Source organism: Rhodococcus huquni, assembly GCF_055231055.1.
In genome coordinates this window covers 147,830-171,194 of record NZ_JBUYWE010000008.1, presented here as the reverse complement: position 1 = coordinate 171,194, position 23,365 = coordinate 147,830, and the positions used below count along the sequence as shown (strand labels likewise).

The 23,365-nt window shown below is 64.5% G+C and carries 19 protein-coding genes; 18 read left to right on the top strand and 1 reads right to left on the bottom strand.

Annotation, left to right across the window (positions count from 1 at the left end):
• Window positions 1-15 precede the first annotated feature (15 nt).
• The 13 genes from ACZI8R_RS15915 (at window position 16) to secA (ending at window position 16,785) form a co-directional block, all read left to right on the top strand.
• Window positions 16-1,155 (top strand): tobH protein, encoded by a 1,140-nt coding sequence (locus ACZI8R_RS15915; RefSeq protein ID WP_463380605.1) that lies wholly within the window; start codon window positions 16-18, stop codon window positions 1,153-1,155.
• Window positions 1,155-2,393: a mannose-6-phosphate isomerase, class I gene (manA, locus tag ACZI8R_RS15910; protein ID WP_463380604.1), complete on the top strand. Its 1,239-nt coding sequence runs from the start codon at window positions 1,155-1,157 to the stop codon at window positions 2,391-2,393. Before ACZI8R_RS15915 ends, manA begins: the two co-directional genes overlap by 1 nt.
• A 57-nt stretch (window positions 2,394-2,450) precedes the next feature.
• Window positions 2,451-3,371 carry a cation diffusion facilitator family transporter gene (locus ACZI8R_RS15905; RefSeq protein ID WP_463380603.1) on the top strand — a complete coding sequence of 307 codons (921 nt, stop codon included), beginning with the start codon at window positions 2,451-2,453 and terminating at the stop codon, window positions 3,369-3,371.
• A gap of 37 nt (window positions 3,372-3,408) precedes the next feature.
• On the top strand, window positions 3,409-4,956 hold the full coding sequence (locus ACZI8R_RS15900) for an amino acid permease (protein WP_463380602.1): 1,548 nt from the start codon (window positions 3,409-3,411) through the stop codon (window positions 4,954-4,956).
• 10 nt (window positions 4,957-4,966) lie between these two features.
• Entirely contained in the window at window positions 4,967-5,611 is a 645-nt protein-coding gene (locus ACZI8R_RS15895) for a TetR/AcrR family transcriptional regulator (RefSeq protein ID WP_463380601.1), read from the top strand.
• A gap of 57 nt (window positions 5,612-5,668) precedes the next feature.
• Window positions 5,669-7,153 (top strand): adenosylhomocysteinase, encoded by a 1,485-nt coding sequence (gene ahcY / locus ACZI8R_RS15890; protein ID WP_463380600.1) that lies wholly within the window; start codon window positions 5,669-5,671, stop codon window positions 7,151-7,153.
• Between the two features lie 84 nt (window positions 7,154-7,237).
• Window positions 7,238-7,891 (top strand): dTMP kinase, encoded by a 654-nt coding sequence (locus tag ACZI8R_RS15885; RefSeq protein ID WP_463380653.1) that lies wholly within the window; start codon window positions 7,238-7,240, stop codon window positions 7,889-7,891.
• A 46-nt stretch (window positions 7,892-7,937) separates the two neighbouring features.
• On the top strand, window positions 7,938-8,615 hold the full coding sequence (gene mtrA, locus ACZI8R_RS15880) for an MtrAB system response regulator MtrA (protein ID WP_463380599.1): 678 nt from the start codon (window positions 7,938-7,940) through the stop codon (window positions 8,613-8,615).
• Entirely contained in the window at window positions 8,612-10,459 is a 1,848-nt protein-coding gene (gene mtrB, locus ACZI8R_RS15875; RefSeq protein WP_463380598.1) for an MtrAB system histidine kinase MtrB, read from the top strand. Before mtrA ends, mtrB begins: the two co-directional genes overlap by 4 nt.
• A complete protein-coding gene (gene lpqB, locus ACZI8R_RS15870; RefSeq protein ID WP_463380597.1) occupies window positions 10,456-12,219 on the top strand; it encodes an MtrAB system accessory lipoprotein LpqB in 1,764 nt (587 codons plus the stop codon). The genes mtrB and lpqB overlap by 4 nt, the downstream gene beginning before the upstream one ends.
• Before the next feature lie 62 nt (window positions 12,220-12,281).
• A complete protein-coding gene (locus ACZI8R_RS15865; protein ID WP_463380596.1) occupies window positions 12,282-12,959 on the top strand; it encodes a ComF family protein in 678 nt (225 codons plus the stop codon).
• A gap of 171 nt (window positions 12,960-13,130) precedes the next feature.
• A complete protein-coding gene (gene hpf / locus ACZI8R_RS15860) occupies window positions 13,131-13,808 on the top strand; it encodes a ribosome hibernation-promoting factor, HPF/YfiA family (protein WP_463380595.1) in 678 nt (225 codons plus the stop codon).
• A 130-nt stretch (window positions 13,809-13,938) separates the two neighbouring features.
• Entirely contained in the window at window positions 13,939-16,785 is a 2,847-nt protein-coding gene (gene secA / locus ACZI8R_RS15855; protein ID WP_463380594.1) for a preprotein translocase subunit SecA, read from the top strand.
• A gap of 27 nt (window positions 16,786-16,812) precedes the next feature.
• On the opposite strand, the gene ACZI8R_RS15850 is transcribed toward secA, so the two are convergent.
• Entirely contained in the window at window positions 16,813-17,427 is a 615-nt protein-coding gene (locus ACZI8R_RS15850) for an Rv3235 family protein (RefSeq protein WP_463380652.1), read from the bottom strand.
• 102 nt (window positions 17,428-17,529) lie between these two features.
• On the opposite strand from ACZI8R_RS15850, the gene ACZI8R_RS15845 reads away from it, so the two are divergent.
• From ACZI8R_RS15845 to ACZI8R_RS15825, 5 genes are all read left to right on the top strand, one after another.
• A complete protein-coding gene (locus ACZI8R_RS15845) occupies window positions 17,530-18,954 on the top strand; it encodes a WS/DGAT/MGAT family O-acyltransferase (protein WP_463380593.1) in 1,425 nt (474 codons plus the stop codon).
• Between the two features lie 28 nt (window positions 18,955-18,982).
• On the top strand, window positions 18,983-19,489 hold the full coding sequence (locus ACZI8R_RS15840) for a DUF6912 family protein (RefSeq protein ID WP_463380592.1): 507 nt from the start codon (window positions 18,983-18,985) through the stop codon (window positions 19,487-19,489).
• A gap of 106 nt (window positions 19,490-19,595) precedes the next feature.
• A complete protein-coding gene (locus tag ACZI8R_RS15835) occupies window positions 19,596-20,711 on the top strand; it encodes a ferredoxin reductase (protein WP_463380591.1) in 1,116 nt (371 codons plus the stop codon).
• A 57-nt stretch (window positions 20,712-20,768) separates the two neighbouring features.
• On the top strand, window positions 20,769-22,016 hold the full coding sequence (locus ACZI8R_RS15830) for a fatty acid desaturase family protein (RefSeq protein ID WP_463380590.1): 1,248 nt from the start codon (window positions 20,769-20,771) through the stop codon (window positions 22,014-22,016).
• Window positions 22,017-22,124: 108 nt separating this feature from the next.
• Window positions 22,125-23,363 (top strand): fatty acid desaturase family protein, encoded by a 1,239-nt coding sequence (locus ACZI8R_RS15825; RefSeq protein ID WP_463380589.1) that lies wholly within the window; start codon window positions 22,125-22,127, stop codon window positions 23,361-23,363.
• Window positions 23,364-23,365: the final 2 nt, after the last annotated feature.

The window sequence follows — 23,365 nt, the reverse complement described above, 5'->3', positions numbered from 1 at the left end:
AGGGGGTGCGGTGCCATGACAGCGCCGATGCCCCTGTTGGATCTCGACGACGTCGATGCACTGGTCGACGCGGACGTGAACGGCACTTTGCGTTCGGCTGCGACGGGCGGGGCTCAGATCCGAGCCACTCTCTCGGCCGTGCAAGAGGGAGCACTTCACCGACTGGACGGTCTACGCCCGCGGTGTGTGGTGATCGTGACGGGTGCGGGCCGAGCGGGCCGAGCGGCATCTCTCGCCGATTCTCTCGTCGCTTCGAGGATCGGCTTTCCCTTGCTGCACGCTTCGAACACCCCCCGTTGGGTGGGGCCACTCGACGTGGTTGTCGTGGCCGGCGAAGACGCAGGGGACCCGCGGCTTGCCGAGGCTGTCGACAGCGCTCTGCGGCGCGGAGCAGAAGTTGTCGTGGCCGCGCCGGACGAGGGGCCGCTGCGCGCAGCAGCGGCGGGGCGGGCGATGGTCCTCGAGCCCAGAGTCACCGCCGGATCCCAGCACGAACTGCTGCGGTACCTCGCGGCCTACCTCGTGGTGTTTCAGGCACTCGAAGTGAAGCCGGATCGAGGCCTGCTGCCCGATGTCGCAGCCCTGGCCGACGCGGTCGATGCCGAGGCAGTCCGCGACAGCCCGGTCAACGAGGTGTTCCACAACCCCGCGAAATCTCTCGCGGCGAGAATGCAGGGCCGCCGAATCGTTCTGGCCGGCGACGGCGTGAGTGCGCTCGAGGTGGCGCGTGCAGGTGCGGACGCTCTGCTCTTCGCGGGGCGGGTGGCAGCAGCGGCGGAACTCGGTGACGTGTTGCGCGCGAGTGGGATTCTCGCGGCGTCCGCTTCCGGTGGGGCCGTGCACGTGGATCCCATATTTCACGATCCGGATCTGGACGGACCCGCAGGCGCCGATCCGGTCCGAGTATTCGCAGTCGCATCGCAGGCGTCCCGGCAGATCACGGAGCGACGTCTCGGCGGGTTGCCCGACGGCGATCTCGTGGTAACGGACCCGGACCGAGACTCGACCGGGTCTCGGGATTCGACCGGGGGCCGAGAGTCCACGAGCGCCGAAGAGTCCACGACCGAAATGGCTTCGGAGTTCGAGCAGGCCGCGGTGCTGGTCTCGCGGTTCGACATGGCCGCCGCCTACCTTCGGCTGACGGGCGGTCACTAGTGCACCTACTCGAAGGTGCGCTTCGGTCATACGCTTGGGGCTCGCGCACTGCAATCGCATCGCTGCGCGGCCTGCCGATACCGACGCCCCACCCAGAGGCCGAGTTGTGGCTCGGCGCCCATCCCGGAGATCCGGCCCGCATCGTCACGGCGGCGGAGGCCCGGTCGTTGCTCGACGTGGTCAACGAGGATCCGGTCGGTGAGCTCGGGTCCGACACCGTGGCGGCCTTCGGGGAACGGCTGCCTTTCCTGCTGAAGCTGCTTGCCGCCGAGGAGCCGCTGTCCCTGCAGGCACACCCGAGTGCAGAGCAGGCCCGAGAGGGGTACGCCAAGGAGAATGCAGCGGACCTGGCGCTCGACTCGTCGCTGCGAAACTATCGCGACAGCTACCACAAGCCGGAACTCGTTGTCGCACTGAGTAGATTCGAGGCGCTGGCGGGATTCCGTGACCCCAGTCGTACCGTGAAACTGCTGAGCGCGATCGATGTGCCGGAACTCGAACCGTATGCGGGGCTCCTTGCCGGGCAACCGGATTCGGAAGGTCTGCGCGCGCTGTTCACGACGTGGATCACCTTGCCTCAGCCGGTGTTGGCCTCCCTGCTGCCTGCGGTGCTCGAGGGCTGCATCGGATACCTGTCCGCCGGAGGCGGATCCGAGTTCGTCGCCGAGGTCCGCACCGCACTCGAACTGGGGGAGGCGTACCCGGGTGACGCCGGTGTACTCGCGTCGTTGTTGCTCAATCGCATCACGCTCGAGCCCGGTCAGGGTTTGTATCTCGACGCCGGAAACCTGCACGCCTACCTGCACGGTATGGCCGTCGAGATCATGGCGAACTCCGACAACGTGTTGCGAGGGGGCCTGACGCCCAAGCACGTGGACGTGCCGGAATTGCTGAAGGTGCTCGATTTCGAGTCGTTGGACATACCGGTGCTCGAATCCGAGCAGGTCGGAGCGAGTGCGGAGTTCGCCTACGAGACCCCTGCCCCGGAATTCGCGCTTTCCAGACTCGAATTCGACCCCGAGGATGGGAATCGGCGCACGTACACCGTCCAGGGCGGCGGTCCCCGGATCCTTTTGTGTACAGCCGGTCGGGCGGGTGTGACCAGCGGTGACAAAGGTCTCGACCTTCCGAAGGGCGCGGCCGTGTGGTTGTCCGCGGCGGACGGCGCCGTGACGGTCGAGGGATTCGAGCCGAACACGCAGGTGTTCAGTGCCGTGGTGGGTACTTCCGTCGCGTAATCTGTGATCCCGCTGCAGCGACTCCGCTGGGGTAACAGGTCACGAGGGGAGTTGCCGATGTCGGCTCACGGAGGCAACAAGGCGATCCTTGCAGCGCTCGGCGCGAATGCGGGCATCGCGGTCGCGAAGTTCACGGGGTTCCTCATCACCGGCTCGTCGTCGATGCTGGCGGAATCGGTGCACTCGGTTGCGGACACGTCCAATCAGGGTCTGTTGCTGCTCGGTAAGAAACGCTCCCGACGCGAGGCGGACAGCCTGCATCCGTTCGGGTACGGCCGCAATCGCTACTTCTACTCGTTCGTGGTGGCGTTGGTCCTGTTCACCCTCGGTTCGATGTTCGCGATCTACGAGGGCATTCACAAGATTCAACATCCAGAAGAACTCTCTTCTCCGATCGTCGCGGTCGTGATCCTGTTGGTGGCGATCGCCCTCGAGAGCTACAGCTTCTACACAGCGGTGAAGGAGTCGCGTCCACTCAAGGGTGACGGCAGTTGGTGGTCCTTCATCCGTACGTCGCGAAGTCCGGAACTCCCGGTCGTCCTTCTCGAAGACACCGGAGCTCTTGTCGGCCTCGTCCTCGCGCTCGGCGGTGTCGGACTGTCGATGGTCACCGGTTCCCCGGTGTGGGACGGCATCGGAACCCTGTGCATCGGCGTGCTGCTCGGAATCATCGCGGTAATCCTCATCATCGAGATGCAGAGTTTGCTGATCGGTGAGGGCGCCACGGCAGCGGAGGATGCACGCATCCGCACCGCCCTCGTGGACGGCGATCAGATCGTGAGCGTCATCCACATGAAGACGCAGTACCTCGGCCCCGACGAGATGCTGGTCGCCGCCAAGCTCGCCGTCCATCGTGGCTCGGACATCGAGGACGTGGCGAGGGCCATCGACGGCGCGGAAGCGCGTGTCCGCGAGGCCGTACCCGCAGCCCGCGTCATCTATCTGGAACCCGACCTGCTTCGGCCGGTCAAGCAATAGGCTGACTGCTGTTCTCGACCATGAGGAGACCGAAGTGGTGACGTCGTCGGACAAGAGACAATCCGGGCTGTTCCGGACCAAGTCGATCGAGCAATCGATCGCAGATACCGACGATCCGGAGACGAAACTTCGGAAGGATCTGACCTCCTGGGACCTGACCGTGTTCGGCGTCGCCGTCGTCGTCGGTGCCGGCATCTTCACTCTCACAGCCCGCACGGCAGGCAACGTGGCAGGGCCCTCGGTGTCCCTCGCCTTCGTGATCGCGGCCTTCGCGTGCGGCCTGGCCGCACTGTGCTACGCCGAGTTCGCGTCGACTGTGCCCGTTGCAGGCAGCGCCTACACGTTCTCGTACGCCACATTCGGTGAATTCATGGCCTGGATCATCGGCTGGGACCTCATCCTCGAGTTCGCGCTCGCGTCGTCCGTCGTGGCGAAGGGATGGTCGCTGTACCTCGGTGAAGTTCTCGGTGATCTGTCTCCCTCCGTGAAGATCGGATCGCTCGACTTCGACTGGGGCGCCGTCGCGATCATCACGGCCATCACCGTGTTGCTGGCCACCGGCACCAAGCTTTCCTCCCGCGTGTCCCTCGTGATCACGGCCATCAAAGTGGCGGTGGTGATCCTGGTCGTCGTGGTCGGTGCGTTCTACATCGACGCAGACAACTACTCGCCGTACGTTCCACCTTCGGAGGCGGCCGATACCGGATCGGGCATTCACCAGTCTCTCTTCTCGTTCGTCACCGGAGCCGGCGGCAGCACATTCGGTTGGTACGGACTGCTCGCCGCGGCGAGCCTGGTCTTCTTCGCGTTCATCGGATTCGACGTGGTGGCCACCACGGCCGAGGAGACCAAGGAGCCCCAGAAGGCTCTGCCCCGCGGCATTCTCGGCTCGCTGCTCATCGTGACCGTGCTGTACGTGGCCGTCACGCTCGTCCTCACCGGGATGGTCGACTACCACGATCTCGCAGGCGACGAATCGAACCTCGCGACCGCCTTCGGTATACACGGCGTCGAGTGGGCGAAGAACGTCATCTCGTTCGGTGCGCTCATGGGTCTCACCACGGTCGTCATGGTGCTCATGCTCGGTCAGACTCGGGTGCTGTTCGCGATGTCGCGTGACGGATTGATGCCGCGTTCGCTGTCGCCCACAGGCAAGCGCGGCACACCGGTGCGTATCACCGTGATCGTCGGTGTCGTCGTCGCCGTGCTCGCCGGCTTCTTCCCGATCGGAACACTCGAAGAGATGGTGAACATCGGCACGTTGTTCGCGTTCGTGCTCGTCTCGATCGGTGTCATAGTGTTGCGCAAGAAGCGTCCCGATCTGCCGCGTGGATTCAAAGTACCGCTGGTGCCGTTCGTGCCGATTCTCGCGGTGGTGTCCTGCTTGTGGCTCATGATCAACTTGTCGGTCGAGACGTGGCTACGTTTCGTCATCTGGATGGTCATCGGCGTCGCGATCTACTTCCTCTACAGCCGTAGGCACTCGGTACTCGGACAACGAATTGCGCAAGGCGTACAACACGACTCGACGGCAGCGGGTGGGTCGACACCGGTAGCCGGAGAGCCCGGTGATCGCGGCGACTAGTGTTTTCGCCATGACGTCGTCGAGGGGGAGAGTGCCGTACCAGGAGGCAACACGGCAGTTGTTGCGCACGTCGTTGCTCGACGCGATGCGCGATCTGCTTGTGGACAGCGACTGGTCGAGCATCACGATGTCGGCGGTGGCCTCCGGCGCGGGGGTGAGCAGGCAGACCCTCTACAACGAATTCAATTCGCGGCAGGGGCTGGCGCAGGCGTACGCAGTGCGTCTGGCGGACGAGTTGGTCGATTCGGTCGGCGATGCACTCGCTGTCAACGAAGGTGACGGGCGGGCGGCGCTGCTCGACGGGTTCGGTGGATTTTTCACGGCCAGTGTGTCCGACCCGCTCGTGCAGTCGTTGCTGCGTGGGGAGGCCAAACCCGACCTGTTGCGTTTGATCACCACCGACAGCGCTCCCATCGTGGTCAGGGCGTCGGTTCGGCTCGCGGAAGTGTTCGAGACCTGCTGGGTCCAAGCGGACCCGACCGACGCCGCGATCCTCAGTAGAGGCGTGGTGCGGCTCGCGATGAGCTACATCTCGATGCCTCCGGAATCGAGCACGAACGTCGCCGAGGACCTCAGCGTGCTCCTCGGGCCGTTCGTGGACGAGGCGGTCGACGGCGGAGCGCGTGAGCGGGTACGCAACGACGAGCGCGCATGACCGCACACGGCTACCGATAGCCTTGGGCGAACAGCAGAATCCAACCAGGAGAGGCAGATGACGACCTCAGCATCAACCACACCCGCGGTGACCAGTCTCAACGGCATCGATTTCAAGGTCGCGGACCTTTCGCTCGCGGAGTTCGGGCGCAAGGAAATCCGCCTCGCCGAGCACGAGATGCCCGGCCTCATGGCGCTGCGCCGCGAGTACGCGGAGGTCCTGCCGCTGAAGGGTGCCCGGATCTCCGGGTCGCTCCATATGACGATCCAGACCGCAGTCCTGATCGAGACGCTCACGTCGTTGGGGGCCGAGGTCCGCTGGGCGTCGTGCAACATCTTCTCCACCCAGGACCACGCTGCCGCAGCGATCGTGGTCGGCCCGCACGGCACGCCCGAGGAGCCGAAAGGCATCCCCGTGTTCGCGTGGAAGGGTGAATCGCTCGAGGAGTACTGGTGGGCAGCCGAGCAGATGCTCACCTGGCCCGAGGCGGACAAGCCCGCGAACATGATCCTCGACGATGGTGGCGATGCCACCATGCTCGTCCTCAAGGGCGCACAGTTCGAGAAGGCCGGCACTGTTCCTCCCACGGACGAGGAGAACGACGCCGACGAGTACAAGGTCTTCCTGGCTCTGCTGCGTAGCTCGCTCGAGGCAGACGGACAGAAGTGGAGCCGTATCGCCGAGTCGGTGAAGGGTGTCACCGAGGAGACCACCACAGGCGTGCTGCGCCTGTACCAGGTTGCGGCGGCCGGCGAGCTGACGTTCCCCGCGATCAACGTCAACGACTCGGTCACCAAGAGCAAGTTCGACAACAAGTACGGCACCCGGCACTCGCTGGTCGACGGCATCAATCGCGGTACCGATGTCCTCATCGGCGGCAAGGCCGCGCTGGTGTGCGGTTACGGCGACGTCGGTAAGGGCTGTGCCGAGGCACTGCGTGGACAGGGTGCGCGCGTCACGGTCACCGAGGTCGACCCGATCAACGCGCTTCAGGCGCTCATGGACGGGTTCGAGGTCAAGACCGTCGAGCAGGCGATCGGCTGGGCCGACATCGTCATCACGTCCACGGGCAACAAGGACATCATCACCTTCGAGCACATGAAGCAGATGAAGCACCAGGCCATCCTGGGCAACATCGGTCACTTCGACAACGAGATCGACATGGCCGGACTCGAGCGCTCTGCCGACGTCACCCGCGTCAACATCAAGCCGCAGGTCGACGAGTTCACGTTCGGCGACGGACACTCGATCATCGTGCTGTCGGAGGGACGCCTGCTGAACCTGGGCAATGCCACCGGGCACCCCTCGTTCGTGATGAGCAACAGCTTCTCCAACCAGGTCATCGCGCAGATCGAGCTGTGGACCAAGCCGGACGAGTACGACAACGAGGTGTACCGACTCCCGAAGCACCTCGACGAGAAGGTCGCGAAGATCCACGTCGATGCGCTGGGTGGAACCATCACCAAGCTGACCAAGGATCAGGCCGAGTACATCGGTGTCGACGTCGAGGGTCCGTACAAGCCCGAGCATTACCGCTACTGATCGAGTTCGCTCCTGTAGTCCGTCCCCCGGCCCGTCCGCGCGAGCCGGGGGATAGGCTTTGGCGCCGTGGGATCTGACGCGGGAATGCTGGTGGCCCTGGAAGGGCTCGACGGTGCGGGTAAGCGCACGCTCGTAGACAAGGTCACCAAGAGACTCGAGCTCGAGGGCCTGTCGGTCGCGACACTGGCGTTTCCTCGGTACGGGGACTCGGTGCACGCAGACCTCGGTGCCGAGGCGCTCAAGGGCTCACACGGTGATCTCGCCGATTCCGTGTACGGGATGGCAATCGTCTGGGCCACCGACCGCAGCGGCGCAGTCGCCGAACTGCAGGATCTGCTCGCCGCTCACGACGTTCTGATCCTGGATCGGTACGTCGCGTCCAATGCTGCATACGGAGCAGCGCGGTTGCATCAGGATGCCAGCGGCGACTTCGTGAACTGGATACGCGATCTCGAGTTCGGCAGGCTGGCCCTGCCGAGGCCGAACCTGCAGATCTATCTGGACGTTCCGGTGGAACTCGCCGGTGAGCGTGCCCGGAGCAGGGAGGCGGCCGAGCCTTCACGCACGCTCGATGCCTACGAGCGTGACGGTGGATTGCAGTCGCGGACCGGCGCCGTGTACCGAGAATTGGCCGCGGCGAACTGGATCTCACCCTGGTGGGTGGTGGGGCCGAACATCGACCCGGGCGAGATCGTAGAAAAACTGGCACTCTCGAATGGAGAACACGGCGCGCCGTGACAGTCGAACCGCCTGTTCGACGCTTCGAAGATGTAACGATAGGGACATGAAACCAAGGATTCTGGTTGTCGACGACGACACGGCGCTGGCGGAGATGCTCACGATCGTGCTCCGCGGCGAGGGTTTCGATCCGTACGTCGTGGGTGACGGCACCCAAGCGCTGGCCGCCGTTCGTGAAACCCGACCGGATCTGGTGCTTCTCGACCTGATGCTGCCTGGAATGAACGGTATCGACGTGTGCCGCGTGTTGCGTGCGGATTCGGGCGTGCCGATCGTGATGCTCACCGCCAAGACGGACACCGTAGACGTGGTCCTCGGTCTCGAGTCCGGTGCCGACGACTACATCATGAAGCCGTTCAAGCCGAAGGAACTCGTCGCCCGCGTTCGCGCACGTCTGCGCCGCACCGAGGACGAGCCGGCGGAGCTGCTCAGCATCGCCGACATCGTCATCGACGTGCCTGCGCACAAGGTGAGCCGAAACGACGAACTGATCTCCCTCACCCCCCTCGAGTTCGATCTCCTCGTGGCACTGGCCCGCAAACCGCGCCAGGTGTTCACCCGTGAGGTTCTGCTCGAGCAGGTGTGGGGCTACCGACATGCGGCTGACACTCGGCTCGTGAACGTGCACGTACAGCGTCTACGAGCCAAGGTCGAGACTGATCCCGAGAATCCAGAGGTGGTTTTGACGGTCAGGGGGGTCGGCTACAAGGCCGGACCGCCGTGACAGGTGTTTCCAGATGGCGCCGTCGTGTGAATCGGCGGCTCTCACCGGTACTACGGTGGAGCCGTTCCATGAGCAACACGCTCGCACACACGTGGCGGCGTTCCCTACAGCTGCGCGTGGTGGCATCCACGCTGTCGCTGTCCGTCATCGTGATCCTGGTGCTCGGTGTCGTGTTGACCAGCCAGATCACCGACCGACTGCTCGAAAGCAAGATCTCTGCTGCCACCGAGGAGATGGATCGCGCCCGTAGCACGGTCGAGGCCCAGCTCGCCGGTGCCGACGGCACGACAGCACTGTCGACGCAGCTGGAAGGGGCCGCGGCTGCCCTCACGAACAGGGGATCGGACTCGGCCGAGGCGTCCGGTTCCGCGGGCACCTTCGATCCTGTCCTGGTGGTCGCGGGCGACGGCCCACGGGCACCCACGTCGGAGGGTGCCGCCGAACAGATTCCGGAGTCGCTGCGCTCGTTCGTCCAAGCCGGCCAGGTGAGCTATCAGTTCGCCACGGTCGACGAACCCGAGGGCTATTCGGGTCCGGCGCTCATCGTGGGCAGCCCGACCGCGTCGTCGATCTCGACGCTCGAGCTGTACCTGGTTTTTCCGTTGGCAAGCGAGGACCGCACGCTGGCGCTGGTGCGCGGCACGCTGTTGATCGGCGGTGGTGTGCTCGCAGTGCTGCTCGCCGCGGTGTCGTTGTTGGTCGCGAGGCAGGTCGTTCTGCCCATTCGCTCCGCTTCTCGTATCGCGGTGCGCTTTGCGGACGGCCGACTCAAGGAACGCATGCCCGTGCGCGGCGAGGACGACATGGCCAGGCTGGCGATGTCGTTCAACGAGATGGCGGAGAGTCTGTCCAAACAGATCACCCAGCTCGAAGAGTTCGGCAATCTGCAGCGGCGATTCACCTCCGACGTCAGTCACGAACTGCGCACTCCGCTCACGACGGTGCGCATGGCTGCGGACCTCATTCACGACGGCAGCGACAGTCTCGATCCGGTCCTGCGCCGGTCGTCCGAGTTGCTCGTCGCCGAGCTGGACAGGTTCGAAGGGTTGCTCGCGGACCTGCTGGAGATCAGTCGTCACGACGCCGGTGTCGCCGAGCTGGCAGCCGAGCAACTCGACATCCGGATGTGTGCGAGGGCCTCGGTGTCGACGGTCCGTCACCTCGCCCGCGAGACGGCGACCGAGCTGATCGTGGACCTGCCCGACGAGCCGGTGGTGGCAGAAGTGGATCCGCGCCGCGTGGAGCGCGTGTTGCGGAATCTGCTGGCCAACGCCATCGATCACGGTGAAGGGAAACCGGTGTTGCTGCGCCTGCGTGCGGACGACAACGCGCTTGCGTTCATCGTCCGCGACCAAGGCATCGGGTTGCGACCCGGCGAGGAGAAGCTTGTGTTCAATCGGTTCTGGCGTTCCGATCCGTCGCGGGTGCGGCGTTCCGGAGGTACCGGACTCGGCCTGGCCATCAGTGTGGAAGACGCACATTTGCACGACGGTCGTCTCGAGGCGTGGGGCGAGCCGGGCAACGGTGCCTGCTTCCGGCTCACCTTGCCGCTCGTGCGTGGCCGCAAGGTGGCGTCCAGCCCCCTGCCGCTGAAGCCGGGAACGGGCCGGTACATCCAAGGCCAGCCGTTGCCGGGGGACCGGGAGCGCTCGGACGTCGACGTGCTCGGCCCGCAGGCCGCGCCGGACACCACGGTCGACGACTACGTGGACGAGACGAACACGGCCGGTGTGGATGCCTTGGAAGGTGTGGATGCCGACGAGGTGACCGCAGTGCCCATGACGCCGGACACTTCCGCCGCCGGTGAAGGGCGTACAGGCGCGAGCGGGGAGAAACGCGAATGAGGCGGGCAGGATTGGCCGCGGCGACCGTGGCACTCACCCTCGTCGGTGGATGCGCAAGTCTGCCGAATTCGTCGGCGCCCCAGGCGATCGGCACGATTTCACGTGACTCGGCCGGCACGAGCGTGGAAGCGCCCGCACCGGGACGTGAGCCCGACCTTCTGCTTCGCGACTTCTTCAAGGCCAGTACCGATCCGACCAATCAGCACTTGGCGGCGCGACAGTTTCTGACGGCGGGCGTCTCCGGCAAGTGGGACGACGCGGCGAGTACGACGATCGTCGACAAGATCGACGTGCTGCCGGAACAGCGCAACAACGAGCGCACCACCTACACGGTCCGTGCCAACAAGGTGGGCCAGCTCGAGCCGGGTGGGCTCTATGTGGCGGAAGAGGGCAGCTTCGAGACCGAGGTCGGACTCGTCAAAGTCGACGGCGAATGGCGGATCGATCAGTTGCCCGCGGGCGTGATCATGGATCGCGCCCAGTTCCTCAACTCGTACCAACGAAAGTCGTTGTACTTCCTCGACCCGTCGGGAACGACCGTGGTGCCCGATCCCCGGTGGATCGCCGGCGCGCAGGATCAGATGGCGTCCCAGCTGGTCGGGCTGATGATCGACGGGCCGAAGGATGCACTCACGCCTGCCGTACGCAACGAATTCGGCGAGGGCGTGTCCGTACGAGGGCCGATCACGAAGGCGGACGGACGGACCGCCCAGGTGGGTGTGGGCCTCGGCGGTATTCGAATCGACTTCCAGGGATTGAGCCAGAAGAACGAGCAGGAGCGAAGTCTGTTCGCGGCCCAGCTCGTGTGGACCCTTGCGAATGCCGACATCTCGGGCCCCTATGTCATCCTCGCCGACGGTGAACCGCTGGACGAACGGTTTCCGAACGGTTGGACGACCGCAGACGTGGCCTCGACGAACCCGCTCGCGACCACGAGCGCGACGGTGGGGTTGCACGCGCTTCGCGACGGGTCGATGGTGCGAGTGTCGGAGTCGGGTGCGACCCCCGTCGAGGGGTACTTCGGTTCGGCCCGCAGCTTGCGATCGGTCGGATTGTCTCCGGACGGCAAGCTGGTGGCCGCAGTCGCCGACACCGGCAAACCGACACCGGAACCAGCGAACGCGCTCATGGTCGGCGACTACGACGGTGGCGCCGCTCCAGCACTCGAGGGTGGGGCGATCACCCGGCCCACGTGGGGGCCGGACAACGCGGCCATCTGGGTGGCCGTGAACGGCAACACCGTGGTCCGGGTACTGCGTGAACCGGGGACGGGGAGGGAATCCGTCGTCAATGTCGACGCGGGTGCGGTCACGGCGCTCGGCACCAACATCACGGAGTTGCGACTGTCCCGCGACGGCGTTCGCGCCGCACTCATCGTGGACGGCAAGGTGTACACCGCGATCGTGGTCAAGCGCCCGAACGGGACTTTCGAACTGAGCAGTCCGCGGCCGATCGCGCTCGGATTGGGTAGCCCGGCGTTGGCGCTCGACTGGAGTGACGGCGAGACGATCGTCGTGGCCCGCGCCGCGAACGACACACCGGTCGTTCAGGTGGCCGTCGACGGTTCCCGGATGGATGCGCTGCCGAGTCGAAACCTCACGGCCCCGGTCGTGGCGGTCGATGCGTCCGCGACGACGGAGTTCGTGGCCGACTCGAGGGCGGTCTTCCAGCTGAACAACAATGATCCGGCCGGTGACCGGTACTGGCGCGAGGTGCCGGGACTTACCGGAATGAAGGCGACCCCGATTCTCCCCGGCTGACCGGAGCGGTATCGAGTTCTGTCGGCCCAGTTCTGTCTGTACCGAGCCCCATACTGGTCGGCATGACCGGCGTCGGCGTGGGTGCACTCCTGGATCTGTTGTTGCCCTCCGCGTGCGGCGGGTGTGCGCGGCCGGGCACACGATGGTGCGACGACTGTGCGACCGAGTTGTCCGATCACCCGATTCAGCTGTCACCCCGCGTCGATCCCGGCGTCCCGGCCTGGGCGCTCGGCCGCTATGCGGGCACGCGCGGGCATGCGGTGATCGAGATGAAGGAGCGCGGACGACGAGACCTCGCCGAGCCGTTGGGGCGCGCACTCTCTGCTGCACTGGCGCGACTGGGCGTCTGGGGTGTGCTCGACACGTCTGCGCCGCTCGTTCTGATACCGGCACCGACCCGAGCGCGAGCGGCGCGCAGGCGCGGAGGAGACCCCGTCGCTCGGACTGCATCGGCGGCCGTGGGCGCGGATCGGGTGTGTCGCGCCTTGGCTCTGCGAGCCGGTGCGCGGGACTCGGTCGGGCTGTCGGCCGCGGCGCGCAGAACCAACCTCGGCGGTCGCGTGCGGCTGACTGCACATGGGCGCACGCTCGCCCGGCTGCTGAGCGACCGCGGGCCGGCATCTGTGGTGCTGGTGGACGACGTGATGACGACAGGCGCGACGGCCGCGGAGTCGGTCGACGTGCTCCGACAGGCCGGAATCGACGTCGCCGCAGCAGTCGTTCTTGCGGGTGTCGGATGAAATTCTGCCGAACAGTGGCACTCCAACGCGTTACGTACTAGCGTCGCGGACACACCCGAAAACACAGGTAGGAGGTGAAACTTCGAACCTGGTGCCGGGCGGGCCCCCTCCCGGCACGTGCACAACTTCGCCACCACCCGTCGAGGGTGTGGCCGCTATCGGGAGGTACGAGTGACGACCCCTTCGCAAGCCTCGGTATTCGTCGACGACAGCGCGTCGGATCTGAAGGAACAGGCCGACACGACCAACGCCGAGATCGTCGTCAAAGGACGCAACGTTGAAATACCGGACCACTTCCGCGTGTACGTCGCGGACAAGTTGTCTCGTCTCGAACGCTTCGACCCTTCCATCTACCACTTCGATGTGGAACTAGAACACGAGCGCAACCGGCGTCAGGCAAAGAGTTGCCAACGCGTGGAAATCACGGCGCGAGGCAAGGGCCCCGTGGCCCGTGCAGAAGCCTCCGCCGACAGTTTCTATGCCGCATTCGAAGCGGTGACGGCCAAGCTGGAGAGTCGCCTCCGGCGCACGAAGGATCGAAAGAAGGTTCATTACGGCGACAAGAGACCCGTATCCGTGGCAGAGGCCACCGCAACGCTTGCGAGCGACGATTCTCTCGGCATATCTCCCGACATCTCGCTCGACGGCTACGAATCGGACGAGCACGCTCCCGGACAGATCGTGCGAACCAAAGAGCACACGGCGAAGCCGATGACCGTCGACGATGCCCTGTACGAGATGGAACTGGTCGGACACGACTTCTTCCTGTTCCATGACAAGGAGTCGGACCGGCCGTCCGTCGTATATCGGCGGCACGCGTTCGACTACGGATTGATCCGCCTGGCGTGACGCCTCGCGCGGTCCGGCTTACTCGCCCGATCGCGATTACGCCTACCATGGATTCCGGCCGCGGTTCTCGGATCACGGCCGGAATTCATGTGTCACCCATCTGTCGCCGAAATTGAGGACGAACAAGACTGTGCCGTCGTTGTCGCTATCGAAGCTGCTCCGTGTTGGTGAAGGTCGCATGGTCAAGCGGCTCAAGCACATCGCGGACCACGTTGCCTCTCTGTCATCCGAGGTCGAAGGCCTGGGCGATGAGCAGTTGCACGCCAAGACCGCCGAGTTCCGGAAGCGCTATTCCGATGGCGAGAGTCTGGACGAGCTGCTCCCCGAGGCGTTCGCTGTCGCACGTGAGGCGTCGTGGCGCGTTCTCGGTCAGAAGCACTTCGAGGTGCAGATCATGGGCGGTGCGGCACTGCACTTCGGCAACATCGCGGAGATGAAGACCGGTGAGGGCAAGACCCTGACCTGCGTGTTGCCCGCCTACCTCAACGCCATCTCGGGTGACGGCGTTCACGTGGTCACGGTCAACGACTACCTGGCGAAACGTGACTCCGAGTGGATGGGCCGTGTCCACCGTTTCCTCGGTCTCGACACCAGCGTGATTCTCTCCGGTATGACGCCGGCCGAGCGTCGCGCCGCATACGCAGCGGATATCACCTACGGCACGAACAACGAGTTCGGCTTCGACTACCTGCGTGACAACATGACGCACTCGCTCGAAGATCTCGTTCAGCGCGGTCACAACTTCGCGGTGGTGGACGAGGTCGACTCGATCCTCATCGACGAGGCGCGTACACCGCTGATCATTTCCGGCCCCGCGGACGCGTCCAGCAAGTGGTACGGCGAGTTCGCGCGAATCGCTCCACTGCTCAAGCGCGACGTCCACTACGAGGTGGACATTCGCAAGCGCACGGTCGGCGTGCACGAGGCCGGTGTCGAGCTCGTCGAGGACCAGCTCGGGATCGACAACCTGTACGAGGCCGCGAACTCCCCGCTGGTGAGCTACCTGAACAACGCCATCAAGGCCAAGGAGCTCTACACCAAGGACAAGGACTACATCGTCCGCAGTGGCGAGGTCATCATCGTCGACGAGTTCACCGGTCGTGTGTTGTCCGGTCGTCGCTACAACGAGGGCATGCACCAGGCGATCGAGGCCAAGGAAAAGGTCGAGATCAAGGCCGAGAACCAGACGCTGGCGACGATCACCCTGCAGAACTACTTCCGTCTCTACGAGAAGCTGTCGGGTATGACCGGTACGGCCGAGACCGAGGCCGCCGAGCTGCATCAGATCTACAGCCTCGGCGTCATTCCCATCCCGACCAACCGTCCGATGATCCGTGTGGACCAGGGCGACCTGATCTACAAGTCGGAGGAAGCCAAGTTCGACGCCGTCGTCGACGACGTCGTCGAGCGGCACGAGAACGGCCAGCCCGTCCTCATCGGTACCACCAGCGTCGAACGCTCCGAGTATCTGTCGAAGCAGTTCACGAAGCGTGGGGTTCCGCACAACGTGTTGAACGCGAAGTTCCACGAGCAGGAAGCCACGATCATCGCGGAAGCCGGCCGTTCGGGCGCCGTCACGGTGGCGACCAACATGGCCGGCCGTGGTACCGACGTCGTACTCGGCGGCAACCCCGACATCATCGCCGACATCGCCCTGCGCAAGCAGGGACTCGATCCGGTCCAGACGCCCGAAGAGTACGAGGCTGCCTGGGACGACGTACTCGAGAAGATCAAGTCCGAGGTCAAGGACGACGCCGCGTACGTGCGTGAAGCCGGCGGCCTGTACGTGCTCGGCACCGAGCGTCACGAGTCGCGACGTATTGACAACCAGTTGCGTGGTCGTTCCGGCCGCCAGGGTGATCCGGGCGAGTCGCGGTTCTACCTGTCGCTGGGTGACGAATTGATGCGGCGTTTCAACGGCGCGGCGCTCGAGTCGATCATGACGCGACTCAACCTGCCCGACGACGTCCCGATCGAGGCCAAGATGGTCTCCAAGGCGATCAAGAGCGCGCAGACGCAGGTCGAGCAGCAGAACTTCGAGATCCGTAAGAACGTCCTCAAGTACGACGAGGTGATGAACCAGCAGCGCACGGTCATCTACAAGGAGCGTCGCCAGATCCTCGAAGGTGAGGACATGGAGGGGCAGGTCGAGGAGATGATCACCGACGTCGTCTCCGCGTATGCCGACGGTGCGACGGCCGAGGGCTACCTCGAGGACTGGGATCTCGAGCAGCTGTGGACGGCGCTCAAGACCCTGTACCCGGTCGGGCTCGACTACAAGCAGCTGGCCGGCGAGAACGAGGACGGCGAGCTGTCCGACCTGTCGCGGTCGGAGCTCGAGTCGCTGCTTCTCGAAGATTCTCACAAGGCGTACCGACACCGGGAAGAAGAAATCGACAGCGTCGCGGGTGAAGGTTCCATGCGCGAGCTCGAACGCCGAGTTCTACTGTCGGTCCTCGACCGCAAATGGCGCGAACACCTCTACGAGATGGACTATCTCAAGGAAGGCATCGGCCTGCGTGCCATGGCGCAGCGCGATCCGCTGGTCGAGTACCAGCGCGAGGGCTTCGACATGTTCACGGCCATGCTCGAGGGACTCAAGGAGGAGTCGGTCGGGTACCTGTTCAACTTGCAGGTCGAGGCCCAGGCCCCGCAGCAGGGTAATGGTGTGAACGTGACGCCGGCATCCGCTGCTGCTGTGTCCTCCTCGGCGCCTCGTCCACTGCCGACCGACTCTGCAGGTGACTCGGAGAACGGTGCGACCGAGCGGCAGGCCGCCCCGGCTGCCCTGCGTGCGAAGGGCCTCGAGAACAACGAGCCTCGTGGACTCACGTACTCCGGACCGGCCGAGGACGGATCCGCGCGGGCGAGTCGTCGGTCGAGTGACGGCGACGCCGAGGAAGCTCAGCACGGGACTCGGCGGGAACGTCGGGAAGCTGCGCGCGCCGAGGCCAAGGGCCGCAAGCGTAAGCGCTGATCTCGGGTCCCTACCGGGATCTCCAGATCACACGAGTTGAAGTTGCGTGATCGTCCACGCGGGATGTCCTCCCGCGTGGACGGTGCGTCGCTCCATTCTGGCGGCGTACGCGAAGACTCGGTCTCCGCGCGAGTACGTCCCGAAGATTTCGGCAGCATCGTTGCCCTGCAACTGAATACGTAGTCGCTGCAGCGTTGCGGTACCCGCGGAGCCTGCGCAGATCGGAGCGGTGGACCGAGCGCGAACGACATCGATCATTCGATCGGAGATCATCGGCCGCAATTGTCGGGGACTGCGCCGGCGATCGAGCACTTCGAGGGCGAGCTTGATCGCGTGGTGCGCGAATCGCCGGCAGTCGTCGTGCGATTGCGGTGGAAGCGGAGCGCGGGCGGCAGTGCGTGGCGACGATCCGGTGTGCGGAGATCTGCGGGCCGGTGACCGCCGCGGTGTGCAGGCAGCGGACGCCCGAGCTTCCCGTGGTCGTGAGTCCGACCGGACCGGTAGTGGGCGCGGTTCGCTCGGCGCCGGTTCACAGTTCGGTGCGCTCGACAGAAATACGTACGATTCGCTCAAGACGATCCCCCCGGATCTTGTGGACGTGTCCCCCTGTTGCCGCCGTTGGTGGCAACATTCGGGGAACATGTTCGCACGGGAGCGAATGTCGCGTCGCAGAACGAGGAATCGCACCTTAGGGTGAACACCACTTATCGACATCAGTCCGGCAGTGAGGGGGCAATACGGCCCATGGCGACGAGACTCACGACGCAGGACGCGTCGTTCTATTTCCTGGAAGCGAGCAGTACCCCGATGCATGTCGGGTCTCTCGCGATCTTTTCTCAGCCACGCGATGGTCTGGACTACGAGACGCTGCTGGAACTGGTGGAGACGCGGCTGAGTCTCGTCCCTCGATACCGCCAGAAGGTCCGTGAAGTCGCGTTGGGGCTGGCTCGGCCGGTGTGGGTCGACGACCAGGAATTCGATATCGAGTACCACGTCCGTCGGTCCGCTCTGCCGAAGCCGGGTTCGGATGCTCAATTGCACGACTTGATCGCCCGGCTGACCTCGCGCCCGCTGGACAACTCGCGTCCGCTGTGGGAGATGTACCTGATCGAGGGCCTGGCCGACAACCGGGTCGCGATCTTCACGAAGTCGCACTCGTCGCTGGTGGACGGAGAAGAAGCACTCGAGATCGGACAGGTGATCCTCGATACGGAGCCGACCGGACGTACCGTTCCGGAGGAACTGTGGATGCCGAGTCCCGAGCCCAGCCAGACGACACTGATCGCCGGCGCACTCGGAGACCTGGTGGCGAGCCCGGGGGACGGTGTCGCCGGACTGCGAACGACGTTGGGCGACATGGCGTCCACGGCTGAGGAGAGCTTCCGTGCTGTCGGCCGGTTCGCGGCCGCGGTGCGTTCGGCCACTCAGGTGGCGCCGTCGAATCCGCTCAATGCACCCATCTCGCGAAACCGTCGCTTCTCCGTCGTCAAGACCGACCTCGCGGACTACCGAGCGATACGGGCGAGGTACGGGTGCGAGGTCAACGACGTGATTCTCGCCGTGGTCTCCGGTGCGCTGCGCTACTGGTTGCTCTCGCGAGGTGAGCCGGTGTCCGAGTCGACCACGGTGCGCGCGATGGTTCCCATGTCGGTCTACGCGGAGGACGACTGCGATCCCGAACTGGGAGTGAAGCGCGGTGACTGGTCCGATCCACGCAGTATGGTCTCGTCGTTCCTGATCGATCTACCCGTCGGTGAAGGCAATGCGGCGGTCCGACTGTCGCACGTGGCTCATGCCACCGAGGCACAGGCGCGTCAGACGCGACGGGTCACGGCTCAGACCCTCGTACGCCTTTCTGGGTTCGCCCCCGCCACACTGCACGCGATGAGCGCCCGCGCGGCGAGTAGCTTTTCGCAGCGCATGTTCAATCTGATGATCACCAATGCGCCGGGGCCGCAGGTGCCGTTGTACGTGGGCGGTGCGCGGATGCTCGAGATGTATCCGGTGTCGCCGCTGCTCAAGAATCAGGCACTGAGCATTGCGCTCACGTCGTACGACGGAAATGTCTACTACGGTTTGAACGCAGACCGCGATGCCATGGCGGACGTGGACGTCGTGGCAGCGCTGCTCTACGAATCTCTCGAAGAGTTGCTGGACGCCAGCCGGTGACCACGGATCGAAGAAGGGCACACGACACATGACAAGGGTGTACATCCCAGCCACCATCGAGATCCTTCAGCACCTCGTGTCCGACGAGGAAGTCGACCCGATGAGCCGTACGGCGTTCGCAGTGACCGCAGGGTTACGTGAGGCGTACGCGTCGGGCGACGACGAGGAATTGGCAGAAGTCGCGATCGCCGAGGCGGCGCGCGCTTCGCTTCGTCTCATCGCCGGGCGGATCGGCGAAGGGGCAGAGGTGTTTCACCGCCGGGCCGTGATCGCTGCCGACGTCGACGAAGTCACCCCGAGGCCCGACCTCGACGACGCGGTGGTGCGGTTGTCTGCCCCCGTGAAGCTGTCGGAGGTCGCATCGGTTCTCGTCGATCTCGCAGAAGCCGAGCCGGACGTGGAGCGCGGCGTCGCGGCCGTCGACGAGGCGGATCTCGGAGATCCGGATGCCGAGTTCGTACTCGGTGATGCCGAGGATCATGTGCTCGCCTGGTACGCGACGCAGGAGCTTCCGTTTCTCGTGGATCTGATGTGATCTCGGTCCGAGATCACATGGTCTCGGGTGCCGCGCCTGCCGAACCTACGCTATCGTAGGTTTGTCGCGTACAGACCGTGTGCGGCCTGAGGTATGTGGAGGTCGGATGGGTCTGAAGGACTGGATCGAGGCGCCCGCGGCTGCGGTTGTGCCGGCAACGAGGTCGAAGCTCAACTGGTTGCGTGGCGCTACCGCGCGGTTGACGACTCCCTTGCTGCCGGATGACTACCTGCATCTGGCGAACCCGCTGTGGTCGGCTCGCGAGCTTCGTGGCCGAATCGTCGAGGTTCGTTCGGAGACAGCGGATTCGGCGACGATCGTGATCCAGCCCGGGTGGGGCTTCGACTTCGACTACGCGCCCGGCCAGTACGTGGGTATCGGTCTGCACATCGAGGGTCGCTGGCATTGGCGGTCGTATTCACTCACGTCTCCGCCGAACTGGGATCAGAAGCGAATCTCGATCGCGGTCAAGGCGATGCCGGAGGGCTTTCTGTCCGCCCATCTGGTCAGCGGGGTGCCGTCGGGAACCATCGTCCGACTCGCTACACCCACCGGAAACTTCGCTCTTCCGGATCCGCCTCCGGAACGAGTTCTCTTCCTCACCGCAGGCAGCGGGGTCACCCCGATCATGGCGATGTTGCGGACGCTGAGCCGTCGCGGTCGGCGCCCCGACGTACTGCACGTGCATTCGGCGCGCACCGAGTCGGAGGTCATGTTCGGAGACGAGTTGCGGGCGCTTGCGGACGAGCATCCGGAGTTTCGATCGCACATTCAGCTCACTCGCAGTCAGGGCAAGTTCGCACTGTCGTCACTGGACGACGTGTGTCCCGATTGGCGCGAGCGCACCACGTGGGCCTGTGGACCGCTTCCGATGCTCGACGAGATCGAACAGCGGTGGCGCGACGAGGGGATCTCGGAGAAGCTGAATCTCGAGCGGTTCGCAGTATCGCGCGCGGACACCAGCGGCGAGGGCGGCACGGTGACGTTCCAGAAGTCCGGCAAGACGGTGACGGTCGACGGCGCCACGACACTGCTCGAGGCGGGCGAGGGGGCCGGTGCGCTCATGCCCTTCGGCTGCCGAATGGGAATCTGCCAGACCTGTGTGGTGCCCGTCCTTTCGGGGCATGCCATCGACCTGCGTAACGGCAAAGAGCATGCCGAAGGTGATCGCGTGCAGACCTGCATCTCAGCGGCTGCGGGTGACTGCACGCTGGACGCATGACAACTTCCGTTCATTTCGTTCGGTTATTCTTGAGCTTTCGATAGACGGAGGATCGCGGTGGCAATCACCGACATCAAAGAATTCGCTCATCTCACCGAGGCCGACATCGAGGCGTTGGGTCGTGAGCTCGATTCGATCAGGCTCGAGGTCGAGGAGTCGCGCGGCCTCCGGGACGCCCGATACATTCGTCGGACCATCCGTGCCCAGCGGGCGCTGGAACTCGGTGGCCGCGCCGTCCTCTTCGGGAGCAAGTACCGCCCGGCATGGGTCCTCGGAACGGCAATGTTGTCGTTGTCGAAGATCATCGAGAACATGGAGCTCGGGCACAATGTGATGCACGGGCAGTGGGACTGGATGAACGATCCGGAGATCCACTCGATGTCGTGGGAGTGGGACCAGACCGGGCCCTCCGACCACTGGAAGCGTGCTCACAACTACTCGCATCACACCTACACCAACATCGTGGGCATGGACGAGGACATCGGATTCGGCATTCTGCGCATGACGCGCGACGAGCCCTGGAAGCCGATCAATCTTCTGCAGCCGTTCGCGAATCTTCTGCTCGCTGCCACTTTCGAGTGGGGAATCGCACTCCACGATCTGGCGTTCGCCAGCGAACTCGAGGGTGTGGAGCCCGGAACCGTGAACTCCCGAAGCAACAAGGAGTTCGCCACCAAGATCGTTCGGCAGGTGGGTAAGGACTTCGTTCTGTACCCCGCGCTGACCGGGCCGGCGTGGAAGAGCACTCTTACAGCAAACGCCACCGCGAACCTGGTGCGGAACCTGTGGTCGTACGTGGTGATCTTCTGTGGACACTTCCCGGACGGGGCGGAGAAGTTCACCGAGGCGGAGTTCGAGAACGAGACCAGGCACGAGTGGTACCTCAGGCAGATGCTGGGTAGCGCGAACTTCAACGCCGGGCCCGTCATGGGGTTCATGAGCGGAAATCTGAGCTACCAGATCGAACATCACGTGTTTCCGGACCTGCCCAGCAACCGGTACCCCGAGATCGCGGTACGCGTCCGCGATCTGTGCCAGAAGTACGACCTTCCGTACACGACAGGGTCGCTCGCCAAGCAGTACGTGCTCGCGCTCCGCACCATTCACAAGCTGGCGTTGCCGGACAATTGGCTGAAGGCGACCGCGGACGATGCGCCGGAGACGTCTTCGGAGCGCAAGTTCCGCGATGCGGGCGCGGCCATGGTCGAAACGCTGAAGACGGACCCGGTCACAGGAGAGCGACGTGGTCTCCTGTCGGCTCTTCGTGCAAGGGCAGGGTCGAGGATCTCCCGCCGCCGAAAGTGAGATGGTTCACACCTACGCTCGCGTAACCTACGGGACCGTAACTTACGGTACGGTAGGGACCACACGCATTCAGGTGTGAACCATCGATCATCCGGGAGGTAGATCCCCATGGCCATTGCCGACGTCAAGGAATACGCGCATCTCACTGAGGCCGACGTCGAAGCGCTCGGTCGTGAGCTCGATGCGATTCGCCGCGACATCGAGGAATCACGTGGGGAGCGCGACGCACGGTATCTGCGGAACACCATTCGTCTTCAGCGCACCCTCGAGGTGAGCGGTCGTGCGGTGCTCTTCGCCAGCCGCCGGCGACCCGCCTGGTGGGCAGGCGCGGGCTTGCTCGGAATGGCCAAGATCATCGAGAACATGGAACTCGGGCACAACGTGATGCACGGGCAGTGGGACTGGATGAACGATCCGGAGGTCCACTCGACGTCCTGGGAGTGGGACAACACCGGGCCTTCTGCGCACTGGAAGCAGACCCACAATTACCTGCACCACAAATACACGAACGTCCTCGGCATGGACGACGACGTCGGATACGGGCTCTTGCGTGTCACCCGGGACCAGCGGTGGAAGCCGTTCAATGCGGGCAATATCGCCTTCAACGCACTGCTCGCCGTCATGTTCCAGTACGGCGTCGCCGCGCAGCACCTCGAGCTCGGCAAGGTGGCGCAGGGCCGGATCCCCAAGGAAGTCACGCAGCAGAAGCTTCGTGAGGTGGGCGAGAAGATCGGCAAGCAGGTCCTCAAGGACTACGTCGTGCACCCGGCAGTGACCGGCCCGGCCTGGCGCAGCACCTTGACCGCGAACATGCTGGCCAACGTCATACGCAACGTGTGGACCAACGCGATCATCTTCTGCGGGCATTTTCCGGACGGTGCGGAGAAGTTCACCAAGGCCGACATCGAGGGCGAAACACAGGCCGAGTGGTACCTGCGCCAAATGCTGGGCAGCGCGAACATCACCGGCAGCAAGGCGATGGACTTCATGTCCGGAAACCTCAGCTACCAGATCGAGCACCACTTGTTCCCCGATCTGCCCAGCAACCGGTACGCGGATATCGCGGTTCGGGTTCGTGAGCTGTGCGACAAGTACGACCTGCCGTACACCACGGGGCCGTTCCTGGTTCAGTACGGCAAGTCGTGGCGCACCATCGCGAAGCTGTCGCTTCCGAACAAGTACCTGAAGGCGACGGCGGACGATGCGCCGGAAACCGCCTCCGAACGCCGGTTCGGCGGGAACACCACAGCGCTCGTCGATCCGCAGACCGGAAAGCGCAGTGGATTGCGTACAGCGATCAAGCAGTCGCGGAAGCGTCGAAGCGTTCGCGCCCTGGTCGGTCGCTGAGC

Coding starts and splice junctions, on each gene's coding strand:
- ACZI8R_RS15915 (WP_463380605.1), top strand. CDS start 16: ATGACAGCGCCGATGCCCCTGTTGGATCTCGACGACGTCGATGCACTG.
- ACZI8R_RS15905 (WP_463380603.1), top strand. CDS start 2,451: ATGTCGGCTCACGGAGGCAACAAGGCGATCCTTGCAGCGCTCGGCGCG.
- ACZI8R_RS15895 (WP_463380601.1), top strand. CDS start 4,967: ATGACGTCGTCGAGGGGGAGAGTGCCGTACCAGGAGGCAACACGGCAG.
- ahcY (WP_463380600.1), top strand. CDS start 5,669: ATGACGACCTCAGCATCAACCACACCCGCGGTGACCAGTCTCAACGGC.
- ACZI8R_RS15885 (WP_463380653.1), top strand. CDS start 7,238: ATGCTGGTGGCCCTGGAAGGGCTCGACGGTGCGGGTAAGCGCACGCTC.
- mtrA (WP_463380599.1), top strand. CDS start 7,938: ATGAAACCAAGGATTCTGGTTGTCGACGACGACACGGCGCTGGCGGAG.
- lpqB (WP_463380597.1), top strand. CDS start 10,456: ATGAGGCGGGCAGGATTGGCCGCGGCGACCGTGGCACTCACCCTCGTC.
- ACZI8R_RS15865 (WP_463380596.1), top strand. CDS start 12,282: ATGACCGGCGTCGGCGTGGGTGCACTCCTGGATCTGTTGTTGCCCTCC.
- ACZI8R_RS15850 (WP_463380652.1), bottom strand. CDS start 17,427: ATGTTCCCCGAATGTTGCCACCAACGGCGGCAACAGGGGGACACGTCC.
- ACZI8R_RS15845 (WP_463380593.1), top strand. CDS start 17,530: ATGGCGACGAGACTCACGACGCAGGACGCGTCGTTCTATTTCCTGGAA.
- ACZI8R_RS15840 (WP_463380592.1), top strand. CDS start 18,983: ATGACAAGGGTGTACATCCCAGCCACCATCGAGATCCTTCAGCACCTC.
- ACZI8R_RS15835 (WP_463380591.1), top strand. CDS start 19,596: ATGGGTCTGAAGGACTGGATCGAGGCGCCCGCGGCTGCGGTTGTGCCG.
- ACZI8R_RS15825 (WP_463380589.1), top strand. CDS start 22,125: ATGGCCATTGCCGACGTCAAGGAATACGCGCATCTCACTGAGGCCGAC.